Here is a 24,507-nt window from a genome sequence, read left to right on the forward strand (position 1 = left end):
GTCCCACGGTAAAGGCGCCGCCGACTCGAGTCGAGACGGTTTGCAGGCCGTGCAAGCGCATTGCGCCGAACGGCAGACGACCACCATGCCGTCGGCTGCCGCAGTGTGCTGGACACGCCGCCCCGAGCCGCGGGGCACCGTCCACCGGAGGCATCATGGCTACCGTCACCGAACCCTCTCTGGCCACCGAGCCGACGACCGGCACCACCCGTGCGTCCCGCGAGGTCGTGCCGCCCGCGCTGTGGGACAAGCAGGTCGGACTCCTCATGCGGGACTACCCCTACGACTCCGTCATGGCGGCCCGCGTCCTCGAGCAGGGATACGCCTACCTGCTGACCGCCATGCGGCACCGGGGCGAAGGCCTCGGCCTCGCCCCGAGCGCGCTCGTCGACGTCGGTGTCCACGCGATCATCCTCGACACCGTCAGCTACCTCGAGCTGTGCGAGCGCTTCAACGGCGGGCACTTCCTCCACCACGTCCCCGAGGTCGAGTTCAAGGACGACGGCTCCGTGCTGCGCACGGCCGACCTGATCGCCGCCGACGGCTGGAGTGTCGACCTGCCCCTGTGGGCGGACGCCGCCAAGTGCGGCCCCTGCCACCCCGGCAACGATTCGCACTGACCCCCGCATGGTGACCGCAGGCCCCGGCCGGGCGGCCGGGGCCTGACGGCGCCCCCGGGTGACATTCCCGCGAACCGGCCCGTCGCGCGGTAGCGCCCGCCAGGATGGGCGGCGTGATCACCCCCACCGCAGACCTCTGGCACCACTACGGCCGCACCCGTCACGCCCTCGACCGCACCGTGCCCGACCGCTTCTTCTGGAACTGGGGCCAGAACGCCGGGCCCGGAGCCGAAGCCCTCGGCGACGTCACCGGGCGTTGTGTCGGCGACCTCGGCGCCGGTGCCGCCCGGCACGCCGCCCACCTGGCTGTCCACCACCGGCCCTCCCGCGTCTTCGCCGTCGACGCCTCGCCCGCCCAGCACGCCATGGCCCAGGACCTGTACGGCCGCCTTGCCTCCCGACTGCGCCTGGTCCACTCCGACGTGCCCCGGCACCTCCACGCGACGGCCGACTCCTACGACGTGCTCTACAGCCTCTTCGGGGCCCTCGACTTCACCGAGCCACATGAGCTGCTCCCGGCGGCAGCCGCCGCCCTGCGCCCGGGCGGCCGTCTCGTGTTCTCGACCCTCGCCCATCACCTCGGCGGCGAACCCGCCCACGCCGACGTGCAGCACACCGAAATCGGCGCGAAGACCCCTGACGGTGCGGCGGCCACCATGCACCGCTGGATTCTCCAGGAACAGGTGTGGACCAAGCTCCTCGACGAGGCCGGCTTCACCCGGATCAGCGCCGAGACGCTGCCCGGCGGGGCCGGACCGCGCGCCGCCGACACGCTCCTGGTCACCGCGTTCCGCCCCGGCCGTCCTGCCGTGTGACTTCGAACCGCGGGCCCGTGGGCAGGTCGGGCAGCTGCTGGCCCATTCCATCGCCGCTGCCACAGTGACACCCCGCGCGGAGTTCGCCCTCGCGGCCGTGGAGCGGAACACCAGTGCACTGATCGGGTTCGGCCGTCTGACCACCGACCCCCACCAGCAGCACGGAGCCAACATCGGCTTCGCGCTGCGCCCGGGTGTGTGGGGTGTCGGCTACGGGCTCGAGACCGTGGGCTTCTGCTCACCCTCGGCTTCGACGACCTCGGCCCTGCACCGCATCCGGGGAGCGCGGGCCCCGCGGAGCGAAGCTTCAGCGAAGACCACGGCGGCCGCGGGCATGGTCAAAGAGGGCACCATCCGCGAGCATGTCCTCAAGGCCGGCCAGTGGCGCGACTCCGTCCTGCACGCCGTCCTCGACCGTGAGTGGGCGGCCCTGTCGCGGGCTGCTCAGCCGTCACGACCCCTGTGACGTTGCCGGGCCCCTGGCGATGCTCTCTTGTGCACTTACACGGGAACGGCCCGGTACATGAGCCCCCGATCGTTCTGACAGCCACGTGATGGGCAACCATTCCCGCGATGTGATGGTCATGTGTGTGTTCCCCGCGTATCGGGGGGGCAGCGTCAGCTCCGCCTCGGGACGTTCCTGAGGCGCTGGAACTTGGGGACACGCCTTCATGCATCACCGCATCGCCGTGGCCGGCTTCGCCGGGGCTCTCGCCCTGTCCGCGCTCACGATTCCGGTAGCCGCCCAGGCGGACGACTACTCGGGCGACATCAAGATCACGAAGGTTGTCGTCAACGGAGGGAAGGACATCGTCCTGGGGACCACGGAGGTGAAGACGTTCACCATCGCGGTGACCGCTGCGGACGACTCGGGCATCGAGACCGGGAACACCTTCCCCGTCATGTGGCACACCCCGCTCCCGAACGGCGACTACTACGGTCTCGTTGGCCCGGAAGACATCGCGGGCACGTGCGTGGACCAGAGCGCCACCACGACCACCTGCACCTGGGTGCTGAAAATGAATCCGCGCATCCACCCCCAGGACAACACCACGGCCGGGACGTGGACCGTGAGTGCCCACGTCCTGGCCAACGACGGTGACTACCTCACCAAGGATTCCGCCGCCAAGGCGAAAGTCCTCCGCAACTCCAGGCTGACGGTCAACGCCACGCCGGAACCGGTGAAGAAGAACAAGACGATCACCGTCAAGGGCGCCCTGACCCGCGCCAACTGGGAAACCTACAAGTACGCGGGCTACACCAAGCAGCCGGTGAAGCTGCAGTTCAAGAAGAAGGGCACCAGTTCCTACAAGACCCTCAAGACCGTCACGACGGACAGCAAGGGCAACCTGAAGACGACGACGAAGGCCACGGCGGACGGTTACTTCCGCTACTCCTTCGCCGGCACGTCCACCACCCCGGCGGTCGCCTCCACGGCGGACTACGTCAACGTGAAGTAACCCTCTGGAAGGGCCTTCTGCCTTCCCAGCAAGACGCAGAAGGCCCGAACCGAAGAGCGGCCCTTCTCTCACGAAGCCTTTCAGCGTGACCACCGATCGGGTGCTGACCTCGGTGCCCGCAACGGACAGAGCTTGTGTCCGTTGCGGCGGAGGAGGGTGATGGCGAGTTTGCGCAGCCGACCATGACTCGGACCAAGGTCAACGTCCTGGCGCTCCGGGACAATCGGCGGCTTTCACCGGGCTGTTCGGTGGCTGGAGCATGGCATTGGCATCAGTCTCCCCTGATGAAGAGGTACAGACTTTCGCGCCAGGCGTATCGAGCTGCGTCGAGGATGTCGATGACAACCGCTGGAGGTCCCCCTTCGAGTGCTTCGAGCTCCTCGATCAACCTCACCAGCTGATTCCTGTTGAACATAGTGTCTCCGTATTTCATGACACCGCTGCGCACACTCTCCGGCGGGGCGGACTCGCAGATTCTCATGAAGCTGTTATTCACGTCATCGCTGAAGTATCTCGTTTGCCGCCCCGACCGATCCAATACGTACATTCCAAGACTCATGGGGCCTCGCTCCGGTACACGTATATCGAGACTCGCAGGGCTCACTTGGGATACATGGTTATCACTTGCCCGGTGTGCGCGTCCGCTACGACAGTAACGTCGGCCGTATCGGCTCCTCCATTGTTCGCGGATTTTACGCCTACATATTCAGAGAGGCCGCCACCGTTGGGATAATAGGTAAAATCTTTCTCGTAGTATCCCGAACTGGCCGGCTGCCACTCGGCACTGTCACCCTCAAGCGCCTTCAGAAGTATTTTTTGCAGACGACTCGGAGTGGTCCCGGCATAGAATGCCGACTTGTCTTGTGCAGGTTCTACCCCCGCCGGAACATCTACGTAGTGAATATTGTATATATCGGTCAGGGCTTTTTCACTCAGCCGTGGAACCTCACGCATGGCAGTGGGCAAATGCACGCAGTTGGTGGTCACTGTTTCGGTGCAACGTACTGGTTCCGGTCCGCTGAACAGGGCTGCCGTACCGGCCTTGGCGCTTGCCGTGCACGTAAGGATTTGACCTGCGACCTCACAGTTTGAATTCGGTGGAGCCCACTCAAAGCCGGGAGGAGCTTCATATATTGCTTCTGCGGTGACGTACCAGACGCCACTGCAATCCGATCCTGCACTACCATCCTGTATGCAGGAATATCCGGAGTTGATCGTCGCAAGAGTTGAGCATCCTGCACACTCCCCGGTGGCGATATAATGCGTTCCCCCATCAGGGGCGGTCGCCCACTGGTCGTACTGCATGAGCAGCATGGGTGCCGTACACGTAAGGGTACCGCCTCCCGCCCAATTGACGGACATCAAGTATCCCGGAGTTTCGGGCGTGAATTTCTGGCCTACGTGTATGTCACTGGTCGATCTACAGCTCCCCGGAGTTCCAGCGGATGCACTTCGCGAGGAGATTGCATCGCTGGGAATGAGGGCGGCTGGAGACGTATCGAGAAGCCCCTTCGGGATGCTCCAAGTTGCACTGCCATCGCTGCCTTGAGCAGCACTTGCGGATGCATCGAATAGAAAGAAGAAAAGTGCAATCGCAATGATCATTGCACTCCATCCGCGCATGCGTCTTAACATATGCTTCCATTCCAAGGATGCGAGGGAGCTGACCAGTGAATGATAGAGATGTAATCGGTCCACAGCTGCCCGAGGGATGAAAATGGCCAGAACTGGTCACGCGGAAGGATTGCAACTGGTTTGTTCGGGGCAATTCACTCACTTGCGTGGGCGCAATATGTGCGGTTCCGTTCGCCTTCGTGCCGACCTCCCCTGAGCGAGGGTCACGACGGTGCCGCCTTGCGTGACCGCGGAGACGGGTGTGAGTAGTTGAGGTACAGAAAATCCCGGTGAGAACGATCATGGTCGGCTAGCACACCGATCGGCGGCTCCGCTGGGGTTCACGGAATGAGGCCGGGCGGGCGTCGGTGCTGGCTACGGTCCACTTCGTGCCGGTGGAATTTCTGACTGATGAGCAGGCCGAGGCGTACGGAACGTTCACCGAGGTGCCCACGCGCCCGGAGCTGGAGCGCTTCTTCTTCCTCGATGATGACGACCGTGATCTGATCGCGCTGCGGCGTACGGACGCGCACCGGCTGGGGATGGCGGTGCAGATCTGCACGGTCCGCTACATCGGCCGGTTTCTGGGCGAGGACCCCCTCGCCGTGCCGTGGGAGGCTGTGGAGTATCTGGCCGGGCAGCTCGGCATCGAGGATGCTTCGTGCGTGAAGCGGTATCCGGAGCGCAGGTCGACGGTGTACGAGCATGCGGCGCAGATCCAGGAGCGGTTCAGGTACCGGGACTTCACCGACCGGCGGTGGGGCCGGGAGTTCCGCGGCTTCCTGTACGGGCGGGCGTGGACGCACGCCGAGGGTCCGGTGGCACTGTTCAATCACGCGGTGACGTGGCTGCGGAAGAACCGTGTGTTGCTGCCGGGCGTCTCGGTGCTGGCCCGGCAGGTGTCGGAGGCCCGCACGGCGGCCGAGCGGCGCCTGTACCAGGCGGTGGCCAGGGCCACCGGCCGCGCCGATCCCGCGCTCGCGCCGGCCTTGGCTGCGTTGCTGGCGGTGCCGGAGGGCAAGCGGGTCTCGGAGTTGGAGCGGTTGCGCACGCCGCCGGTGAAGTCGACGGGGACTGCGATGGTCCGGGCCATGCAGCGGGTGGAGGAGATCTCCGCGTTCGCGCTGGGCCGGGTGAACCTTTCCCGGGTTCCGGTGAACCGTTTGTCCACGCTGGCGCGGTACGGGCAGCTGAGCAAGGCGCAGACGATCGAACGGGCGCCGGAGCCGCGGCGCACGGCCTTGTTGACGGCGGTGGTGCGTCAGCTGGAGGCGCAGGCGGTCGATGACGCGCTGGACCTGTTCGCGGTGCTGATGGCGAACCGGCTGATCAGTCCCGCGCGGCGGGCCTCGGACCGCGAGCGTCTCGCGATGCTGCCGCAGTTGGAAAAGGCTGCGCGCATTCTGGCGAAGGCATCGAAGATCCTCACCGAGGAGCTGGACCTGGTCGCCGAGCATGAGACGGACCTGGACGTGGCCGCGCTGTGGGCGGCGGTGGAGGAGGCCGTGCCGCGTACGGCAGTGTCCGGGGCGGTTGCGACTGTCGAGGCCCTGGTGCCGGAGGACGACGGGTCGGCTGAAGCGGCAATGCGCGAGAAGCTGGCCCTGCGCTACAACACCGTGCGCCCGTTCCTCTCCCTGCTGGGCGAGTCGGAGGCACTGGGCGCGGCCCCGGCCGGGCGGCGCGTCCTGAAGGCGGTGCGCCGTCTTCCCGTGCTCTCGCGCCGCCGGGTCAAGGACCGGCCGTTGCTGCCCCGCGAGGTCGACGCCGAGCTGGTCCCGGCGGTGTGGCGTCGTGCGGTGTTCTCCAACGCCAACCTGCCGCAGGGAGCCGTCGATCGCGACGCGTACGTGGTGTGCGTGCTGGAGCAGCTGCACCGCGCCCTGAACCGCCGCGACGTGTTCGCTGCCCCCTCGAACCGGTGGGCCGACCCCCGCGCCCGGCTGCTGGACGGCCCGCGGTGGGAGGCGATGCGCACGGATGTGCTGGCGGGCCTGTCTCTGACCGAGGACGCCGGCGAGCACCTGGCCCAGCTCACCCGCGGGCTCGATGCGGCGTGGCGGCAGATGGCCGACCGGCTGGAGGAGGCTGGCGCCGACGCGAAGGTGGAGATCGTCGTTCCCGAGGGCGGCGGCCGTGCCCGACTGTCGGTCGACAAGCTCGGCGCGGTGGGCGAACCCGAGTCGCTGACCTGGCTGAAGACCACCACCGAGGCCATGCTGCCCCGCATCGACCTGCCGGACCTGCTGTTCGAGGTCCACTCCTGGACCGGCTTCCTCGACTCCTTCGGCCACGTCTCCGACCGGCGCACCCGTATGGAGGGCTTGCTCGTCTCCCTGGTCGCCCTGCTGGTCTCTGAGAGCTGCAACATCGGCCTGACTCCGGTCATCGACCCGGAGAACAAGGCGCTGACCCGCTCGCGCCTGTCCCACGTCGACCAGAACTATGTGCGCGCCGACACCATCGCCGCGGCGAACGCCGCGCTCATCACCGCCCAGTCCCGCATCGAGCTGGCCCAGATGTGGGGCGGCGGGCTGCTCGCCTCCGTCGACGGCCTGCGCTTCGTCGTCCCCGTCAAGAGCATCAACACGGGCCCCTCACCCAAGTACTACGGCTACAAACGCGGCGTGACCTGGCTCAACGCAGTAAACGATCAGGTCGCCGGAATCGGTGCGATGGTCGTGCGCGGCACCCCGCGCGACAGCCTCTACACGCTGGACACCCTGCTGAACCTCGACGGCGGAGTGAGGCCGGAGATGGTGGCGACCGACAACGCTTCGTACTCCGACATGGCCTTCGGGCTGTACAAGATGCTCGGCTTCCGCTTCGCTCCGCGCTTTCGAGACCTGGCCGACCAGCGGTTCTGGCGCGCGGACCTGCCCGATGGTGAGATGCCGGCCGCCGGGTACGGGCCACTGGAGGCTGTGGCCTGCAACAAGGTCAACCTCAAGCGGATCGCCACACACTGGCCGGACATGCTCCGCGTCGCAGGATCGCTGATCACCAACCAGGTCCGCGCCTACGACCTGCTGCGGATGTTCGGCCGCGAGGGACATCCCACCCCGCTCGGCGCCGCGTTCGCCGAGTACGGCCGCATCGACAAGACCATGCACCTGCTCGCCCTGGTCGACCCGGTCGATGACACCTACCGTCGGCTGATGAACCGGCAGCTGACCGTGCAGGAGTCCCGTCACCGCCTGGCCCGCGCCATCTGCCACGGGGGCCGGGGCCAGATCCGCCAGGCATACCGCGAGGGCCAGGAGGACCAGCTGGCCAGTCTGGGTCTCGTCCTCAACGCCGTGGTCCTGTGGAACACCCGCTATCTCGACGCCGCCATCACCCGGCTCCGCGCCGAGGGCCACGACATCAAGGACGAGGACATCGCCCGGCTCTCCCCGCTCAAGGACCGGCACATCAACTTCCTGGGGCGCTACCTGTTCAACTTCAAGGCCAGCGGCCCCGGTCAGGGTCTGCGCCCGCTGCGCGACCCGGACGCGCCCGAACTGGACGAGGAAGACGACGGCAGCCTGGACTGACAGGCCTGGCCGGACGCGTCAGTAGACCGATCGGCGTCCGCCCCGCGGAGCAGGACGACGAACGTTACAGTCGCCGGTCGCAGCCCGATCCTCAGCCCGGGGAGACGAAGCCGGACTCGTATGCCGCGATGACTGCCTGGGTGCGGTCCCGTGCGCCAAGTTTCGCCAGTACGGAGCTGACGTGCGACTTCACGGTCTCGGTCCCCACCACCAGGCGTGCGGCGATCTCTGCGTTCGACAGGCCTTGCGCCATGAGACGCAGCACCTCCTCCTCGCGCTCGGTCAGTGCGGCACGCTCCATGGCGGTCCGGGCGGCGGTATTGCCGTGGTCCCGGCTGTAAGAGGAAGCCAGCTGCCGCACCGCCGCTGGGAACAGCAGGGAGTCTCCCTCGGCCACCAGCCGTACGGCGTGCACGATCTCGGCTGGCCGGGCCCGCTTGAGCAGGAAGCCGTCGGCTCCCGCGCGCAGCGCCCCGTACACGTACTCGTCGTTCTCGAAGGTCGTCACCACCACGATCTTCGGCGGGTCCGCTATGGTGCGCAGCACCGTCCGTGTCGCCTCGATGCCGTCCATCAGCGGCATGCGTACGTCCATGACGATGACGGCGGGGCGCAGTTGCCGTACCAAGGGGATCACGGCGGCCCCGTCGGCGGCCTCGCCCGCCACTTCGATGTCCGGCTGAGCCTCCAGCACGGCGCGCAGCCCGGCCCGTACGAGCGGCTCATCGTCGACCAGGAGAACGGTGAGCGGCATCCGGTCAGCCTAGATCAACTACAGCGGCAGATCGACGTGCAGCAGCCAGTGGTCGCCGTGCTGTCCCGCTTTGGCTTCGCCCCCGAGCAAAGCGGCACGTTCACGGATCCCGCGCAGTCCTCTGTCACCGCCCGTGCCGGCCACCGGTGCCGGATCGGGCAACGGATTGCGCACCTCAAGCCGCAGCCGCGCTGCCTCGACGGCGATGCGCACGCCGATGCGGACAGGGCCCGCGTGCCGCAGCACGTTGGTGAGGGCTTCCTGAAGCATCCGGTAGGCCTCGCGGGAGACCGGCCCCGGAAGGTGTTCCAACGGTCCGGTCACTTCGGCGTCGACCTGCGCACCCGAGGACCGCGCGGAATCCAGCAGACGGCCCGCCTCGTCGAGAGCCGGGCGTGCGCCGGCTGGCTGTCCTGTCTCGCGCAGTAGGAGCAGGACGCGGTCCAGGTCCTCCAGCGCGGCCCGTCCCGTTTCCTCGATGGCCTCCAGCGCCCGGTCGGTGAAATCCGGGTCGCCTGCCGCCCGGGCGGCACCGGCCTGGACCACGGCCAAGGTCAGCGCGTGGCCGAGCGTGTCGTGCAACTCCCGTGCAATTTCGTTGCGTTCCAGCAGCTGATCGGTGCGCTTTTCCAACTCGGCCAGCCGCTCCTTGACCGACGGCCCGAGCAGTCGGCGAGCGGCTTGGGCCATGAGCGCCCCCGCCCCGGCGGCCACCATGACCAGCGCCAGCACGGGCACCGGTGCCAGCAGGACATACACCCAGCCCGCACCCGAAATGTACGGCAGCGGGTCGGCGAGGCCGGGCTCCCCGGCGGCCGTCCCGGCAAGCGACAGCGCGAGTGTCAGCAAGGTGTTGGTCACCAGTGCGAGGGCGAGCCCTGCTTCCAGACGCAGGACCAGCCAGGCACCGGTTCTCGCCCGGTCGGTCCACGAAGCGGAGAAAACGGTGGAGACACCAGGGTCCTCGACATTCCTCACGCGGGCGTGCGGCCCGGGAAACAGCATCAGCCGCGCCTGCAGCCCCTCCGCATGACGGACCGAGGGCACCATGCCAGCGGCCAGAGCCAGGGGGATGGGAAGGACCGCGACCAGCAACCAGTCGTGCGGTGACGGGTCGCTCAGCCCCGGATAGACCATGGCGCAGGCGAACGGCACGATCGCACCCACCAGCATGTGCAGCCAGCGCGTATAGGTCACCGCACGTGTCAGCGGCAGCAGGAAGCCCGGCATGCCGACATCGTGACAGAGCAGAAGGGGCCGCCGTCTCCCCCGTGCGGGGGAGACGCTCTCCCCGGGCGGGGGATGCCTGCCCACGCTTGCCGGACCACGCTGAGGCCATGACCAGCATCGACGTCAAAGAACTCACCAAGGAGTACCGCGGCATTCGGGCTGTCGACCGTCTGACGTGCAGCATCGAACCGGGCCGGGTCACCGGGTTCCTCGGGCCTAACGGTGCCGGCAAGTCCACCACCATGCGCCTCGTCCTCGGCCTGGACCGCCCCACCTCCGGCACCGTCACGGTCGGCGGCCACCCCTATGCGACGTTGCGCGAGCCCCTGCGCACCGTCGGCTCCCTACTGGACGCGCAGGCCGCCCACGGTTCCCGAACCGCACGGGACCATCTGCGCTTCCTCGCCGTCAGCAACCGCCTCCCGGCACGCCGCGTGGACGACGTCCTTCAGAACACCGGTCTCACCGCTGTCGCACACCGCCGTATCAGAACCTTCTCGCTCGGCATGCGCCAGCGGCTCGGCATCGCCGCCGCACTCCTCGGGGATCCACCCGTCCTCATGCTGGACGAGCCCACCAACGGCCTCGACCCAGAAGGGATCATCTGGATCCGCCACTTGCTGCGCCAGCTCGCTCGCGAAGGCCGCACGGTCCTGGTCTCCAGCCACCTGATGAACGAGACCGCAGCTTTCGCCGACCATCTCGTCATCCTCGGCAAGGGTCGACTCCTCGCCGACATCCCGAAACAGGACTTCATCGAACAACACAGCCACCCACGCGTACGCGTACGCACCAGTGACCCCAGCCGACTTCGGGCTGCACTGCTGGCCCAGGGACACACGGTCGCGGAAGACGATGACGGCCGATGGATCGTCGACGGCGCCACAGCCGAACAGATCGGAGCCGCCGCAGCCCGCGAGGGCATCCCCGTCCTCGAACTCACCGACGAACGTGCCTCCCTGGAGCAGGCCTACCTCGCTCTCACGGCCGCCGAGGCGGAATTCGCCGCCGAGGCCCCCGCGTTCCCGACCGCCCCACAGGAGGCCTGACCATGTCTGTCCCCGCGGTACTCCACTCCGAGTGGATCAAAATCAGGTCAGTCCGGTCGAGCTTCGGATCACTCCTCGCGGTCTTCGCCGCCACGCTGGCCATCACCCTGCTCGTGTTCGCCACTGTAGGCCGCGCAGAGGCGGAAGGCGGCGAAGATCCCGTCTTCGGAGCCTTCTACGCGATCAACTTCGCGCAGATCGCCGCGATCGCCTTCGGGGCCACCGCCGTATCCTCCGAATACGCGGGCGGTGCCCTTCGGATCTCCCTGTCGGCGGTGCCACGCCGGGGTCTCCTCTACGCGGCCAAGACGGCAATCGTGGCCACGGCCGCCCTCGTCGTGGGACTCGCCACCGCGTTCGCCACCTTCTTCGCGGGCCAGGCGTTCCTAGGAAAGTACGCTATCGGCCTCGGTGAGCCGGGAGCCTTGCGGGCCTGCATCGGCGGGGGGATCTACCTCGCTCTGATGGCCTTGTTTGCTACGGGACTCACTTTCCTCCTGCGCAGCGCCGTCGCTGTACTCAGCCTGCTCATCCCCTTCATCCTGATCGTGTCCTTCGTGGTCGGAGGCATCGCCGAGGGCGCCGCCTCCTATCTTCCCGACCGTGCCGGACAACAAGTCCTCCACCAGGACCCGGCAGGAGGCCTTGGCGCTTGGACAGGTCTCGCCGTGACTGCGCTGTGGGCGGCAGCCGCGCTCGTGGCGGGTTGGTGGGCAGTGCACCGACGTGATGCCTGACAACGCGGTAACCGGCACTCGCCCCGCGCCGGGGGCGGCGCCATGAATAAGCACACGGGTGGTCAGGTCTGGCTTCGCCGTCTGGGCGGGAACATGGCAGGCAGCGGCTCTCACAAATGACCAGTTGCGAGAGTTCTGCGAACACCCCGGGACCGCTCACGAATCCGCAGGTCGCCGTTCGCAGAACCCCTCTCAAAACCTGCGTGTTGTGCGAGACGTTTCTGACAGACTGCACGGGTGGACCTGACGCCCGATCAAGCCGCAAACGCGGTAGAACGAAACGACTGTCCGAAGTGTGATGCCCCGGCCGGGAGCCCATGCCGCACCCGCAGCGGAAAGTGCGCGACGAAGTACCACACCGCACGCTTCATCCTCGTGCCCGCGCTCCGTGAGGAGCTGGAGGTACTCGTACCGGAGGACCGCGGCCCCGGGCGGCCGTGGAAGGCGGGCCCGCCCGCCCCGGCCCTGCCGGCCGCCGCCGCGGCCAAGCCGATCCGGATCGGGTACGCCCGCTGCTCGACCGCCCAGCAGGAACTCGCCTCCCAGCTCGCCGCGCTTGAACCGGTCTGCAAGCGGATCTTCTCCGAGAAGATCTCCACCCGCATCAAGACCCGGCCCGAGCTGGAGAAGGCCCTCAAGCTGGCGTACGACATCAAGGAGGCCGCCCCCGACCAGGAGGTCATCCTCACCGTCCACGAACTCAAGCGCCTGGCCCGCAACGCCGCCGAGCTGATGACTCTCTCCGGCCAGCTCCAGGACGCCGGCGTTCAGCTCGAACTCCTCACCGGCCCGCTCACCGGCATCTACGACCCCAACGGCATGGGCGCGATGTTCTTCGCCGTCCTCGCCGTCGCCGCCCAGCTCGACCGCAACTACATCCGAGAGAAGACGCTGGAGGGACAGCAGGCCGCGGCCGCCAAAGGCAACCACGGCGGACGGCCCAAGGTCATCGATGACGACTCGCTACTGTTCGCCCGCGCGCTGCGGGACCGCGGCGTCCCCGTCCCCGAGATCGCGGGCAAGCTCACCATCAAGACCGGCAAGAACGCGGGCAAGCACCCCTCGGTCGCCTCGCTGTACCGGGCGCTCGCCGAGGACGAAGAAACCGCCGGGTCCGACGATGCACAGGTCATCGGCCCGCGCCGTCCGGTCCGCGCCCGCATCACCGGGCCCGGCAGCGGCACCGACCCGGCGCTGATGGAACGGCTCACAGCGCAGGTCCTCGACGGCGACACCGTGCTGGACGACCTGGCCCGCCAGGCCGAAGGCGGATCCGACGACCTGGTGGCCCAGCTGCTCGCACAGGCCCGGAACGGCGACCAGTAGGAGAATCCCAGCAAGATCAATCTCACCGGGATTTCCTGTACCTCAACTACTCACACCCGGGAGAGCAGATGCCGGCGTATCCCGATGAGACGGGCTGATCCCCTCGGTGCTTTGCCATCGACGCGATCAGCCGCGGACGCCCGGCCCCGGACGACAACGGCGCTTGGGCGGCCTCAGTGCAGCGCGATGCCGGTCGGCCGGGGCGGCGCCCACCGCCCGGTCCAGAGCGGCACCGTCAACAGCTCCCGCACACGGCCGATCGTGGCCAGGTGACGGAGCGCGCCGCCATGCGAACAGGTGGCGATGGGTCCCGACGACTGTCAGAAGCGCGGGTAGGGCACCAGGTCCAAGTCCTCACCCTGGAGAGGCAACGCTGAAAATGCTCACCGAGCGCAGATTCCAGGCCTCCGCGCACAACGCGGCCGGCCTGGAATTCTGCTCGTCACGCCCCTACAGCAGGCCGAGCAGGGCGTTGTCCTCCCACTGGTCGACGACTTCGAGGTAGCCCGCGAGGACCTTGGAGTGCGGTGCCCATCCGCCCTGCTTGGCGATGACGATCTGGTCGTGGCCCTTCAGACGGGACGATGTGGCGAGGCCGCGGCGGGGGCTGTGACCGGTGAAGCGGATCTCGATCCCGGCCCGCTCGCCGGCGCGGGTGACGATGTCGCCGATGGACTCGGGCGCCAGGCCACCCTTCAGGACGGTGTTCCAGCGGTTGTGCAGGCGACGCCAGGCGTAGCCGTCCGGGTCGGTGAGGGCGGCCGCCTCCTTCCATGCCTGCCAGGCGCGGACCGGGCAGATCGAGGGTCGGGAGCCGTAGGGGACCGGGACGACGCGGGGGCGAACCTTGGAGACACGCAGGTCGGCCTGGATGCCGCCGGACGTCTCGGCGTAGTCGCGGACCCGGTTGAAGGCGAGTTCGTGCTCGCGGCCGGCGACGGCGAAGTGCATGAGGACCAAGGCGCGGTCGCGGATGCCCCGCAGGTTGTCCGGGCAGGCGGCACTGATCTTCACCAGGTGCTCCACGAGCAGCGGCGGAGCCTGGCCCCGGCCGCGGGTCTCCCCCTTCTCCTCCATCTCCTTCATCAGTTGCTTGAGGCGTTTGCGGGCGAGGCGCGCGATACCGTCCTCCAGCCGTACGCCGTGCTCGGCGCGGGCGGTCACCACGGTGCCGGAGATCCGCCGGTCGATGGTCGACGGCGCGGTGCACGTCCCCTTCTTTGCTCCGGGCTGGGTCCACAGCCACTCGACGAACATCACCAACGTGCCCTGAGTGACGGCGAGTACGGGCACGCCGGAGTCGGCACAGAACCTGGTCCAGCTCGTCCAGTCCTGGGCGTAGCTTCGACGGGTGCTTTCCGGACGGCCGTCGGTGACGACGCGCACGGCCTGGCGGTCGATGTGGTCGAGTACGGCGCGGGTCGCCGAGTCGTACTCCTCCGGCAGGGTCGACGCCGCCGGGACGACAACCGGGTCAACCGACTTCTGATTATCTGACACGTCTGGCCCCGTTTACCGGATATGGCAGCGTCCGCATGGACTCTTGATATGGGGAGCTTATCCGGGATCCATGGCGGCCGCGCCGTACCTCGCACTCCGAGCATGAGCAGATGAGCCGTCCTCGGTTACTGTGCTCCCGTCATAGCACCGTTAGGTCTCGTCCGTTGCAAGGGGAGCCCGTTGAAGATCACCGTCACCATCGATCACCCCACGCACGACTTCCAGCAGCGCCTCCTCGCCCTCCTTGCCGAACACGCCTCCGAGGTCGAGGTGGGCGCGACCTGGACCCCGGAGAGAGCCGAGCAGTACTACCGGTCACTGCCCCAGCGCGCCCGCCGCATCGTCAAGCTCTGCGTCGCCGGCGACGGCTACGTCGCTTCCGAGGACCTCCGCGACGACGAGACGACGAGTCTTCGCGGACACAGCGCCGCCCTGAAGCGGCTCCTCCAGCGCGGCGCCCTGCGTGGCCTGTGGCCCGAGAGCATCCATCCGCCGATCACTCCCGTCGGCCCCGGCTTCGGCAAGGTGGTCGGGTACGACATGGACGAAGACCTCGTGCCGGCGTTCTTCACCGCGATCCGGAACGTCGAGACCGAGCCCGAGGAGTGGGCGGAACACCGCCTTACCCAGGCCGCCGCCCTGGAAAGGGCCGTCCGGGCGCAGGGCGGCACCTGGGACACCCGGCGTGCCGTCACCGCACTCGATGACGCCGGCCACAAGGCGAGTGACAAGCGGGCTCGTCAGATCCTCAGGGACCTGGCCGCATCCGGCCTCCTGGTCAGGACCGACTCCGACCGGGCCGTCTACGACACCCGTGCCTGATCTCGACCGGCGTCGGCAGTCGCAGGTGCGTTTGGCCGGGCGTTCACGGCGATACCGGGCTGTACGAAGAGCGCACGCCCCCCAGCATCCGCCCTCCGCCAAGTTGGCCGTGCAGGCCTCCCGCACCCCGTGCCGTGTCGTGTCGTGTCGTGTCGTGCGGAACGACCGGGGTGCCCGTGGGGGTGCACCGGACCGGCGATGCTCACCTTGCCGCCGTCGACGCGCGTCAGTCCAAGATGGAGAAACGCTTAAGGATTGTGACCCGGGCCGACCGGTGACCGGACGGCTCCCCCACCGCCGACACCGCCCATGACCGCACCCACGGGGCGCGCGCAGAGCGCCTCGCTCGCCGCCGGCCCCGCGTACGGCGGCCCCGCCCACCCCGCGGTCAGGCAGGCCCGGTCGCAGCGCGGCGGCGCGGAGACCACCGGGAGCCGGAGGCTGGTCGGTGCGGGCCCGGGCCGTGTCTCACGGGCCCGCACCGACGCAGCGGAAACCGGTGTCGTTGTCGAACATGGTGGCGTCGGCGTCGTTCACCAGCGAGGGGGCCGCGCGCGTGAACGGGGAGGTGAACGCGCTGCCCTTCAGCTCGTGTCGGCCGGGCTGCGTCTCGTCGGCGCACCACTCCCAGGTGTTCCCGCACAGGTCGAACACGCCGTACGGGCTCACTCCGGACTGGTAGCGGAAGACGGGGGTGGTGCGCCCCATCCCGCTGTCCAGGACGTTGCACTTGGCGGCCGTCGGCTCGTCCCCCCAGGGGTAGGTGCGCCCCTTGGAGCCGCGGGCCGCCTTCTCCCACTGCCGGCTCGTCGGCAGCGACTTCCCGGCCCACTTGGCGTAGGCGGCCGCGTCATGCCAGGTCACCCACACCACAGGATGGTCGCACAGGCTGTCGGGGCACCTCCCGTCGGGCCAGTGCTGTGGGACGCGGTGCCCGGTGGCGCGCACGAACCGGGCGTAGTCGGCGTTCGTGACCGGGTAGACGTCGATGAGGTACGCCTCGGTCCAGGCAGGGGTGTTCTTCGGCCCGGACAGGTAGATGCCCTCGTCCACGGTCACCATGAGCTTCCCGTCGACGGGGCTCTTCGTGTACCGGGGTTCGCGGCGCAGCAGCTCCTCGGCCCGCGCGTCCTGGACGGCCGCGGCCCGCTCGGTGACGGCCGCCGCGAAACGCTCCTGCGCTTCGAGGCCGGCGGTGGCGAGCAGGGTGTCCAGTGCGGCCTGGTTCCCGGCCCGCGGGGTGATCTGCTCCCCGCGGGTTTCCCACTTGGTCAGCATGCGGTGGCTGACACCGACTTCGGCGGCGAAGTCCCGGCCGGTCTTGCGCAAAGCCTTGCGGAGGGCAAGGACCTCGAGCCCGGTCCACCGTACGACCACCGTCATAGTGGCTCCCTACAGGCGCTCGCCCGGGAGGGCGAGGTAGGCGTCGCGCAGTTGGGTGAGCACGGGGTGGTCCGTGGCCAACGGCGAGCCGTCGATCTCGGACAACGCACGCACTCCGACGCTGGTGTTGGTGGCGAACGCGGCCTGCATGCCCTGAGCCTGGGCGAGAGTGACCGGCGCGGTGTGGTGTTGACCCATCTGCTGCAGGAGGGCCATCGTCACGCCGGGCAGGACCTCGGCCTTCGGCCACACGATGCCGTCCTCACTGATGAACCCGACGTTCCAGGTGCCGCCCTCGGACACGAGATCGTCAGGGCCGATGAAAAGGGCATCGTCGTAGCCGGCCAGTATCGCGGTACGCCGCGCGTGCAGAGCGCCGAAGAGACCGGCGTGCTTGACCGCGGGCACGTCCCGTTCGAAACGGACGGACTGCACGCGCAGCGGAGGCATCGGCAGATCGGCGGCCGGCCGGAGCGTCACGAGGACGCCGGGGTTCTCCGCCTTGTCGGGGTGGGCCATCTCCACGGCCGGGTCGAAGACGGTGACGCGGACGACGAACGAGCCCATCCGGTCGCCGACGGCCTGGCGGACATGGCCGCGCACCAGCTCCGGGTCCAGGTCCGCGCCGAACACGATCCGGCAGTCCCGGACCAGGCGCTCGAGGTGAAGGCCCAGGCCACGAACGTGCTGGTCGTCCACGCGCATGGAGGTGAAATGGCCGTAGTTCGTGAGTGCCAGGGGCAGCAGGTCATCAGGAGTAACGGGTCGTCCGTCGAGTTCCGCCATGCCTCCCAGGATGGCAGCCGGAGCAGCAATCACCGAAGGCCGCAGGGAGTATGACGGCACGTAAGTTCGCCAAAAGTTCCTTCCACCGAATCGACGCCCGGGTGTTCTCTGGTGACCTCACCACCACTCACGGTGACGAGGCCTCGCGCGTGCGTCTCCGCCCTCACTGACTGAGTGCATGATCGAAACGGAACCTGGAGCCCCCCTGTGAACCCGCCAGAGCAACAGCGCGCCGTCCCGGCGTCCGGCGCCGAGCACCCCGGCCGGCGGCACCCGAATGCCGCGGTCAGCCTCTTACCGTCGCAGGAGGAGCAGCGGACGCCCCGGCTCGACTGGACGAGCAGGCTCCTGGCGAACCGCGCGGCCGGCCCCAACGCCCGGCTGCGGGTGCGCCCGCGGCTCACGATCGCCTTCTGGCCCGGCGATGTCGACGCCGCCGCGCAGGTCGCCGAGAAGCTCGTGACCAATGCCGTCCGGCACGGCACGCCGTTCAGTGACGGCTGCGTGAGCATCCGGCTGAGGGTGGCCTCGGACACCGACGACCTCGAGATCGGCGTCACCGACGCCGGCCCCGAGTTCGCCGACTTCGACGCGGTGGCCTGCGCCCCGCCCGCGCGGAGCGGACTGTGGTGGGTGCGCCACCACAGGGGTGACCTGACGTGGGAGCCGCGGCGGGATGACGACGGCCTGGTCCACGGCAAGACCGTCACCGCGCGTCTGGCCGCCCGCCGCGGGGAGGGCACGGCGTGAGCGCCGCACGGGAGCCGCACCGCCGCCGCCAGGTCGACCCGGCTCGCGTACTGCCGGACGCCGCGCCGGTCGGCTTCCTCGAGAGCTCCGGAACCGTCGCCCCGGGCCAGGTCGCCACCGACATGGGGGACCTGGCCGGGCGCGTGCGGGCCCTGAGGGCGCTCCAGCGGCAGGGCGTGCTCACTCTTCCGCTCGGCGGCCGCTTCTTCGACGTCGTACTCACCGCCGGCGGCGCCCAGGCGCACGCGGCCGTCGCGGTCATGGACGGGATCCAGCGCTCCCGGAGCGAGCAGGGCGCCGCGTGCGGGCCGGTGGTCGAGGACCCGCACCGCTCCTGGCTGATCTGGCTGGTGCCGCCCGGCACGAGCGACCAGTGGCAGCCGCACCGGTACGCGACGTGCCTCGGCCGCCCGCACAGCCTGGCGCTGCCCGCGGTGACGGCGACGAAGCCGCCCGGCCCGTACTGGCTGCGCCCCTTCCGCGGGGACCGGCTCGTCCCCGCCACAGCGCTGCGCGGCCTGCTCGACCAGTGCCGGCCCGGTCCGGCCCCGTACGAAGCGGTGATCGGCTCGATGCTGACCACGATCCAGTGAAGGAGCGCCATGCTCACGTCTCTGAGATCCAGCCTGCGCACGGCACGCCTCGAAGGGCTGCGGTGCGAGCACAGGGCGGCGATCCTGGGCCGTCTCGAGGCCTCCGGGCGGCCGGTGCGGGTCGCCGCGTACGTCCTCGCCGGCCCAGGCAGGGAGCGGCAGGCCGACGTCGAGCTGCTCGCCCGCCACGCGGAACGGATGGGCTGGAAGGTCGCCGGAAGCTCGTTCGCCGACATCGGGCAGCCGCCGCCCCTCGCGGAGCGGGCCGGGTTCGCGGCCGCCTGCCGGTACGCGGCGCAGGGCTACGCCCACGGCATCCTCGCCCCCGCCCGGCCGGCCCTCACGACCGACAACGACGCCTACGCGCACGTGCTCGAGTACCTGCACACCCGCGGCGTGTTCCTCGACTACCCGCCGCCGGCCGCCGCCCCCTGATCCCCCGCCCGGTGGCCAGGACGAACTCCCCCTTGGCCATCGGGCGGGCCCAAGTTCCGCCCGACAACCGACCCCCGTCGCCGACCCCCGTCACCGGCAGTCGGCACCGGCAGTCGACACGGGCGGAAGCGCGGCGCCGGGACCGCGCCCCCCTGACGCGCCTCGGCGCCGCACGTGGAGGACGCGCATGCGCCGCCCCCGAGACTCCCGCACCGCCTCACCCGGGGAAGCCCCCGGGCGGGACGGTACGGAGGGCCCGGCCGACACCCGGGCATCACACGAGCACATGGAGGACACGTGACCACACCACTCATTCCGTTCGGCGCGCAGGCGGCCGCGCCCCCGTGCCTGGTCACCACGTCGATCAAGGGCGTGACCTGGGACTTCGAGCGGCAGCTGAACGTGCGGGCCGACGGCACGCCGTGGCACACGTCCGACCTGGCGGCGTCGACCACCGACACCAACCAGGACGGCAAGGGCGACGACGTCTCCGACCCGTACTTCGCGCCCGCGTCATGACCCGCGCCGCCCGCCCTGTGCTCGTCGTCGCCGAACGACTCGACCCGTCAGCGGACATGGTCGTGGATGAGCTCAACCAGCGCGACGTTCCCGTGATCCGTTTCGACGCCGCCGAGTTCCCCCAACGGCTCACGCTCACAGCCGGCCACGCGCCTACTGAGACGGGCTGGACGGGACTCCTCGACGACGGGCGCCGGACGGCGCGGCTGGAGGACGTCCGGGCCGTCTACTGGAGGCGGCCCGGACGCCCCGTCATCGCCGACGCCGTTCCCGAGCCCTACGCCACGTGGGCGCGGAACCAGGCCGACTGCGCGCTGCTCAACGTGGTCGCGGCTCTGCCCGGCGCCCGGTGGATCAACGATCCGCACCACGACCGCATCGCCGCCCACAAGCCCCAGCAGCTGGTCGTCGCCACGCGCTGCGGTCTCCGCGTGCCCCGCAGCCTGATCACCAACGATCCGGATGCCGCCCGCGACTTCGCCGAGCAGGTCGCGGGGCCGCTGATCTGCAAGCCGGTACTCGGCGGACGCCTGCCGGTGGACGAGGGCCGAGAGCTCATGGTGGCCACCCACTACGTCGATCCGGCCACGTTCGACGACACCGTCCGCACCACCGCCCACTACTTCCAGGAAGCGATCGAGAAGGCCTACGAGGTGCGACTCGTCGCTGTCGCGGACCGGGTGTTCGGCGGCACCCTGCACACGTCCTCGGAGAAGGCCCGCACCGACTGGCGCACCGACTACGAGCACATCGCCTACGGCACGGTCGACGTGCCGGAGGCGGTCGCCACCGGCGTGCGGCGCTTCCTGGCCCACTACGGCATCGTGTTCGGCAGCTTCGACTTCGCCGTCACCCCGGCCGGAGAGTGGGTGTTCTTCGAGAACAACCCCGCGGGGACCTGGGCCTGGGTGGAGAACCGCACCGGGCTGCCGATCGCCGCCGCACACGCCGACTACCTGCGAGGAGCCTGCGCATGACCGAGCCGGACAACGACACCGCGGCCGTGTTGCGGAAGGAGTTCGCCACCGGCCTCGCGCCCGCCCGCACCAGCAGGTGGGTCGAGGCGTTCGCCTCGGTCCCGCGCCACGCGTTCGTGCCCGCCTTCTACACCCAGGGCCCGGACGGCGCGTGGGAGCGCGTCGGACCGGCCGATCCCGGATACCTGGAAGCCGTCTACTCCGACCGGGCGCTGACGACCCAGCTCGACGAGCGGGGCATCCCGACCAGCTCCTCCAGCGAGCCGTCCGTCATGCTCACCATGCTCGACGCACTCGATGCCGCCGAGGGGGACACCGTCTTCGAACTGGGGACCGGCACCGGCTACAACGCGGCCCTGCTCTCCCACCGGCTCGGCGAGCAGAACGTCACCACGATCGACGTCGACCCGGACCTCACCGAAGCAGCCGCGCGACGACTGGCCGGCGTGGGCCTGCGCCCGTTCGTCGCCACCGGCGACGGCGCCGGCGGCTGGCCGGGCCGCGCCCCCTACCAGCGGCTGATCGCCACCGCCGCGCTCCGCTCGATCCCGGACGCGTTCTTCCGGCAGGCCGCGCCCGGAGCGGTGATCGTGGCCCCGGTCGGGTACGGCATCCTCCGGGTCACCGTGACCGACCCCGGCTGTGGCACCGGCTATTTCCTCCCGACTCCGGCCTACTTCATGCCCCGCCGCACCCCGTCCGTCCCGCCCGCGTTCGCCCAGGCGGAGACGGCGGAGCCCACCACGACCACCGCGGCGCCGAGCGACATCCTGGGACGGCTCCGGTTCCCGCTCGCGCTCGCGCTGCCCGGGCACACCACGTGTTCGTGGCGCGACGACGACGGCGACGTCACGGCCGTTGGCATCTGGACGGAGGACGGGTCGACCGCGACGGCTCACGTCTCCGGCAAGGTCCGCCAAGTCGGGCCGCGCCGCCTGTGGGACGTCGTGGAGTCCCTCGCCGAGACCTTCGCCGGTGAGCCGGAGCGGCAGGAGTTCCGCGTCAGCATCACACCCGGCCGGCAGACCGTCTGGTACCGGACGCAGGACGGGCCCGCCTGGGACCTCCCGCAGCTCGGGTAGCACCCCACCCCAAGACGGCCCCGCTCGTCCGCTCCCCCCGTGGCGGATGGGCGGGGCCTCATGGCGGATGGGCGGGGCCTCGCCGTTCTTCGGGGGCAGCCGGCTGCGACCTCGCCGACGCGCCGTGGCATCCGGAGCCCAGCTGTCCACAGCAGGGTGGTTGTCCGCAGAGTGCCCGATCTCGCCCGTCTTGAGTGAGATGATCGCTGCGCCGCCGACCGAGTGAGCAAGGAGGGGCGCGATGTCCCTGACCGACGTGCTGAAGCCCGTGGCTGTGGCCCTGGACTCGACGAGCCGGTCCGAGGTCGTGGCGGCCGCGTGGGAGGTGTTCGACGTGGCTGAGCGGGTCGCGGACGCCATCGCCTTCGAGGACGGCAGCGATGAGCTGCAGGCCCTGATCGCCGCGCAGGCGAGCGCGGCGGGCCGGAGTCTGCTGCCGTTGCCGGAGTCCGGCCGTCCTCTCGATGTACCGGCCCCATCACCCGGCACGGAGGGACTCGCCCCGTACGTGGACCTGCTGCGCCGCGCCCAGGCGGCCCTGGAGCGCGTGGCGGCCGGGCCCGGGGCGGAGGAGGACGGCCAGGCGGTGCTGCGGCAGGCGGCCGGCGAGGCCGGGACCGCCGCCGAGGCGCTCCTCGTCACCCGGGAGGGGTAGTCGTGCCCACCACCCTGGGAGAGCTGTACGACACGGCCGGCCACCACCTGCGCGTGGCGGCCGCCGCACCTCCGCTGCCCGGCGACGTCCAGGAACAGGCCGTCGTACTGCGGCTGTTGGACGAACTCCTCGGGCACGTGCAGAGCACGCTCGAGACCGCCGGGGAGCGGCCCCGCCGATTGAATCCGGGCCCGGCCACACCTCTGGCCGTCGCCCGGAATGCCCTACGCCGTATGGCCAGGCGGCTGCCCGCTCCCGCTCCCCCGGACGGGGCCGGCCCGCACAGCGCTTCCCCGGACGGGGCCGGCCTGTACGACACTCCCCTGGGCCGCGCGGTACAGGCCGCGGCCGTCGTCCGGGACCTCCTCGCCGGCCACCACGGACAGGACGGCGCTCCGCTGACGCCGTACGCCCTGGCGTTCACCGAACGGTCCGCCCGCGCCTACCTGGTGCACCGCTCGGCGGATCTGGCCGGGGGCGCGGCTCACGTGGTGCGGGCTCTGGGACGGGCCGCCACCGGCGAGGCCGCCGCGGTCCAACTGCACCTCGCGCGCACCAACCTGGATCACGCCTTCGTCTCCGGCCGTGCCGCCGGCGAACACCGGAACCCTGCTCTCGCCGCGTTCCCGCTCGCACTGCCGCTCGCTCCCCGCCCGGCCCTGCCCACCGACCCCGCCGGCACCCTTTCCGCGCACCTCTCCGACGACTGCGAACGCCTGTCCCGGGCCGCCTTCGAGTCCCTCCACGGCCGCGGCGAGCGGGCCCTGAGCGGATCCGACCTCGGGCAGATGGCCCGGTGGCTCGCGATGGGCAACCTGCTCTCCGGCCGCCTCCTGCTGCACGTCGCCGCGCACGCCGACGCGGAAACCGCCGAGGGACTGCGAGAGGCCGCCGACCGGCTGCGCACGGCCGCACAGGCCTGGCAGCATTCCGCGTCCCGATGGCACCGGATCGTCGACCTCGCCGACCCCCGCGCCCACCCCTCCCTGCCGCTGCCCGACTACCAGCTGGTGCGCAGCGGCCGGTTCACGCCGATGCCAAGGACGCCTCCGCATTCCGCCCTCCTCGTCGCGCGTGCGAGCACGACGCGCCTGGGCCAGCTCCTGTACGGCACTGACTGGACCCCGGAGACGCCGAAGCCCAGGTCCGAGCAGCGGGACGCCCTCGCGATCCTCGCCGACACCGGCGGCCTGGCGGGGCTGACGCAGACGCTGTACCGCACGACGGCGACCGGGTGGCAGCTGGCCGCCGCCATGCCCGTCACCGTCCGGCGTATCGAGTCCACCCTGGTGACCGACAACATCGATCACCGGCCCGCGGACGCCACCCACCGCTTCTACCCGTTGCCCGGTCACCAGGCGCGGCGACTGGCGGAGCACTACGAGAAGGTCACCGAGGCCGAGCAGGCGGCCGCGGCGAGCCTCGTGCGCACGGCACCCCGCACAGGCATGGACACCGCACGCGCCCGACTGGACATGGCCGCCCACCGGCACATCCGGTCCGGCCAACCGTGGCTGCCCCTCGAGACGCCGGCACCCCGGGGAACGGAGACCGAGCGTCCCTCGGCTCGAGCCGCCCGGGCCCGTTCGACGACAGTGGCCAGGACCGCCCTGGGATCGGCCGGAGGAGACGCTCAGCCTCCGCACCTGCGTGAAGCCCGGGGACCACAGCTTCCCCGGCGGAGCCACGGCCGTTGAAGGGTCAGCGACAGGCGGACGCTGAGGAGAAGCCAGGACCGGAACGGGTCGAGATCCGCGACCACCCACACGGCAAGAGCCGCCCCGGTGGCCCGGCCGTACGTCAGCAGCCGGCCGAGGTGCCTGTGATCGGCAGGGCCGTACTGGGCTTCGACGACGACGCGCCG

Annotated in this window: 24 protein-coding genes; 17 read left to right on the top strand and 7 right to left on the bottom strand. The window is 69.9% G+C overall.

Annotated features, from left to right (window positions below; translation table 11 throughout):
* Positions 1 to 155 precede the first annotated feature (155 nt).
* The 4 genes from OHB09_RS32820 to OHB09_RS32835 all read left to right on the top strand — a co-directional run bounded on the left by OHB09_RS32820 (position 156) and on the right by OHB09_RS32835 (position 2,895).
* Complete coding sequence (locus OHB09_RS32820; protein ID WP_328923089.1) at positions 156 to 620, top strand: glycine-rich domain-containing protein; 465 nt, start codon at positions 156 to 158, stop codon at positions 618 to 620.
* Between the two features lie 104 nt (positions 621 to 724).
* Positions 725 to 1,435, top strand: coding sequence for a class I SAM-dependent methyltransferase (locus OHB09_RS32825; RefSeq protein ID WP_407077371.1), 711 nt, complete (start codon positions 725 to 727; stop codon positions 1,433 to 1,435).
* The gene (locus OHB09_RS32830; RefSeq protein ID WP_328923171.1) at positions 1,425 to 1,901 is read left to right on the top strand and encodes a GNAT family N-acetyltransferase; all 477 of its coding nucleotides are present in this window, start codon (positions 1,425 to 1,427) and stop codon (positions 1,899 to 1,901) included. The genes OHB09_RS32825 and OHB09_RS32830 overlap by 11 nt, the downstream gene beginning before the upstream one ends.
* Before the next feature lie 205 nt (positions 1,902 to 2,106).
* Positions 2,107 to 2,895: a calcium-binding protein gene (locus OHB09_RS32835; protein WP_328923090.1), complete on the top strand. Its 789-nt coding sequence runs from the start codon at positions 2,107 to 2,109 to the stop codon at positions 2,893 to 2,895.
* A 271-nt stretch (positions 2,896 to 3,166) separates the two neighbouring features.
* Here OHB09_RS32835 and OHB09_RS32840 read toward each other — a convergent pair whose 3' ends face one another.
* Positions 3,167 to 3,454 (bottom strand): hypothetical protein, encoded by a 288-nt coding sequence (locus OHB09_RS32840; protein ID WP_328923091.1) that lies wholly within the window; start codon positions 3,452 to 3,454, stop codon positions 3,167 to 3,169.
* Between the two features lie 41 nt (positions 3,455 to 3,495).
* Positions 3,496 to 4,200 carry a hypothetical protein gene (locus tag OHB09_RS32845; protein WP_328923092.1) on the bottom strand — a complete coding sequence of 235 codons (705 nt, stop codon included), beginning with the start codon at positions 4,198 to 4,200 and terminating at the stop codon, positions 3,496 to 3,498.
* Between the two features lie 698 nt (positions 4,201 to 4,898).
* On the opposite strand from OHB09_RS32845, the gene OHB09_RS32850 reads away from it, so the two are divergent.
* Positions 4,899 to 8,045 carry a Tn3 family transposase gene (locus tag OHB09_RS32850; RefSeq protein WP_328923093.1) on the top strand — a complete coding sequence of 1,049 codons (3,147 nt, stop codon included), beginning with the start codon at positions 4,899 to 4,901 and terminating at the stop codon, positions 8,043 to 8,045.
* Between the two features lie 91 nt (positions 8,046 to 8,136).
* On the opposite strand, the gene OHB09_RS32855 is transcribed toward OHB09_RS32850, so the two are convergent.
* Positions 8,137 to 8,799, bottom strand: a complete 663-nt coding sequence (locus tag OHB09_RS32855; protein ID WP_328923094.1) for a response regulator transcription factor — start codon at positions 8,797 to 8,799, stop codon at positions 8,137 to 8,139.
* Positions 8,800 to 8,817: 18 nt separating this feature from the next.
* Positions 8,818 to 10,029, bottom strand: coding sequence for a sensor histidine kinase (locus OHB09_RS32860; protein ID WP_328923095.1), 1,212 nt, complete (start codon positions 10,027 to 10,029; stop codon positions 8,818 to 8,820).
* A gap of 107 nt (positions 10,030 to 10,136) precedes the next feature.
* Here OHB09_RS32860 and OHB09_RS32865 point away from each other — a divergent pair, with 107 nt between their 5' ends.
* The 3 genes from OHB09_RS32865 (at position 10,137) to OHB09_RS32875 (ending at position 13,141) form a co-directional block, all read left to right on the top strand.
* On the top strand, positions 10,137 to 11,078 hold the full coding sequence (locus tag OHB09_RS32865; protein WP_328923096.1) for an ABC transporter ATP-binding protein: 942 nt from the start codon (positions 10,137 to 10,139) through the stop codon (positions 11,076 to 11,078).
* Between the two features lie 2 nt (positions 11,079 to 11,080).
* A complete protein-coding gene (locus OHB09_RS32870) occupies positions 11,081 to 11,815 on the top strand; it encodes an ABC-2 transporter permease (protein WP_328923097.1) in 735 nt (244 codons plus the stop codon).
* 237 nt (positions 11,816 to 12,052) lie between these two features.
* Positions 12,053 to 13,141 carry a recombinase family protein gene (locus OHB09_RS32875; RefSeq protein ID WP_455363907.1) on the top strand — a complete coding sequence of 363 codons (1,089 nt, stop codon included), beginning with the start codon at positions 12,053 to 12,055 and terminating at the stop codon, positions 13,139 to 13,141.
* Between the two features lie 450 nt (positions 13,142 to 13,591).
* Here OHB09_RS32875 and OHB09_RS32880 read toward each other — a convergent pair whose 3' ends face one another.
* Entirely contained in the window at positions 13,592 to 14,641 is a 1,050-nt protein-coding gene (locus OHB09_RS32880) for a site-specific integrase (RefSeq protein ID WP_328923099.1), read from the bottom strand.
* Positions 14,642 to 14,821: 180 nt separating this feature from the next.
* Between OHB09_RS32880 and OHB09_RS32885 the strand changes: the two genes are divergently transcribed.
* A complete protein-coding gene (locus OHB09_RS32885; protein WP_328923100.1) occupies positions 14,822 to 15,463 on the top strand; it encodes a hypothetical protein in 642 nt (213 codons plus the stop codon).
* Positions 15,464 to 15,931: 468 nt separating this feature from the next.
* Here OHB09_RS32885 and OHB09_RS32890 read toward each other — a convergent pair whose 3' ends face one another.
* Positions 15,932 to 16,846, bottom strand: coding sequence for an SUMF1/EgtB/PvdO family nonheme iron enzyme (locus OHB09_RS32890; RefSeq protein WP_328923101.1), 915 nt, complete (start codon positions 16,844 to 16,846; stop codon positions 15,932 to 15,934).
* Between the two features lie 9 nt (positions 16,847 to 16,855).
* Positions 16,856 to 17,632 carry an aminotransferase class IV family protein gene (locus OHB09_RS32895; RefSeq protein ID WP_328923102.1) on the bottom strand — a complete coding sequence of 259 codons (777 nt, stop codon included), beginning with the start codon at positions 17,630 to 17,632 and terminating at the stop codon, positions 16,856 to 16,858.
* Positions 17,633 to 17,839: 207 nt separating this feature from the next.
* Here OHB09_RS32895 and OHB09_RS32900 point away from each other — a divergent pair, with 207 nt between their 5' ends.
* The 8 genes from OHB09_RS32900 to OHB09_RS32935 all read left to right on the top strand — a co-directional run bounded on the left by OHB09_RS32900 (position 17,840) and on the right by OHB09_RS32935 (position 24,340).
* Positions 17,840 to 18,382, top strand: coding sequence for an ATP-binding protein (locus tag OHB09_RS32900; RefSeq protein WP_328923103.1), 543 nt, complete (start codon positions 17,840 to 17,842; stop codon positions 18,380 to 18,382).
* On the top strand, positions 18,379 to 18,975 hold the full coding sequence (locus OHB09_RS32905) for a hypothetical protein (protein ID WP_328923104.1): 597 nt from the start codon (positions 18,379 to 18,381) through the stop codon (positions 18,973 to 18,975). Before OHB09_RS32900 ends, OHB09_RS32905 begins: the two co-directional genes overlap by 4 nt.
* 9 nt (positions 18,976 to 18,984) lie before the next feature.
* Positions 18,985 to 19,410 carry a hypothetical protein gene (locus tag OHB09_RS32910; protein ID WP_328923105.1) on the top strand — a complete coding sequence of 142 codons (426 nt, stop codon included), beginning with the start codon at positions 18,985 to 18,987 and terminating at the stop codon, positions 19,408 to 19,410.
* 297 nt (positions 19,411 to 19,707) lie between these two features.
* A complete protein-coding gene (locus OHB09_RS32915) occupies positions 19,708 to 19,929 on the top strand; it encodes a hypothetical protein (RefSeq protein ID WP_191890030.1) in 222 nt (73 codons plus the stop codon).
* A complete protein-coding gene (tgmB, locus tag OHB09_RS32920) occupies positions 19,926 to 20,906 on the top strand; it encodes an ATP-grasp ribosomal peptide maturase (protein ID WP_328923106.1) in 981 nt (326 codons plus the stop codon). The genes OHB09_RS32915 and tgmB overlap by 4 nt, the downstream gene beginning before the upstream one ends.
* Positions 20,903 to 21,988: a methyltransferase domain-containing protein gene (locus OHB09_RS32925; RefSeq protein WP_328923107.1), complete on the top strand. Its 1,086-nt coding sequence runs from the start codon at positions 20,903 to 20,905 to the stop codon at positions 21,986 to 21,988. The genes tgmB and OHB09_RS32925 overlap by 4 nt, the downstream gene beginning before the upstream one ends.
* Before the next feature lie 241 nt (positions 21,989 to 22,229).
* Positions 22,230 to 22,643, top strand: coding sequence for a hypothetical protein (locus OHB09_RS32930; protein WP_328923108.1), 414 nt, complete (start codon positions 22,230 to 22,232; stop codon positions 22,641 to 22,643).
* 2 nt (positions 22,644 to 22,645) lie between these two features.
* Positions 22,646 to 24,340, top strand: a complete 1,695-nt coding sequence (locus OHB09_RS32935; protein WP_328923109.1) for a hypothetical protein — start codon at positions 22,646 to 22,648, stop codon at positions 24,338 to 24,340.
* Positions 24,341 to 24,507: the final 167 nt, after the last annotated feature.

The sequence above is a fragment of the Streptomyces griseoaurantiacus genome (assembly GCF_036189845.1).
GTDB lineage: Bacteria > Actinomycetota > Actinomycetes > Streptomycetales > Streptomycetaceae > Streptomyces > Streptomyces griseoaurantiacus.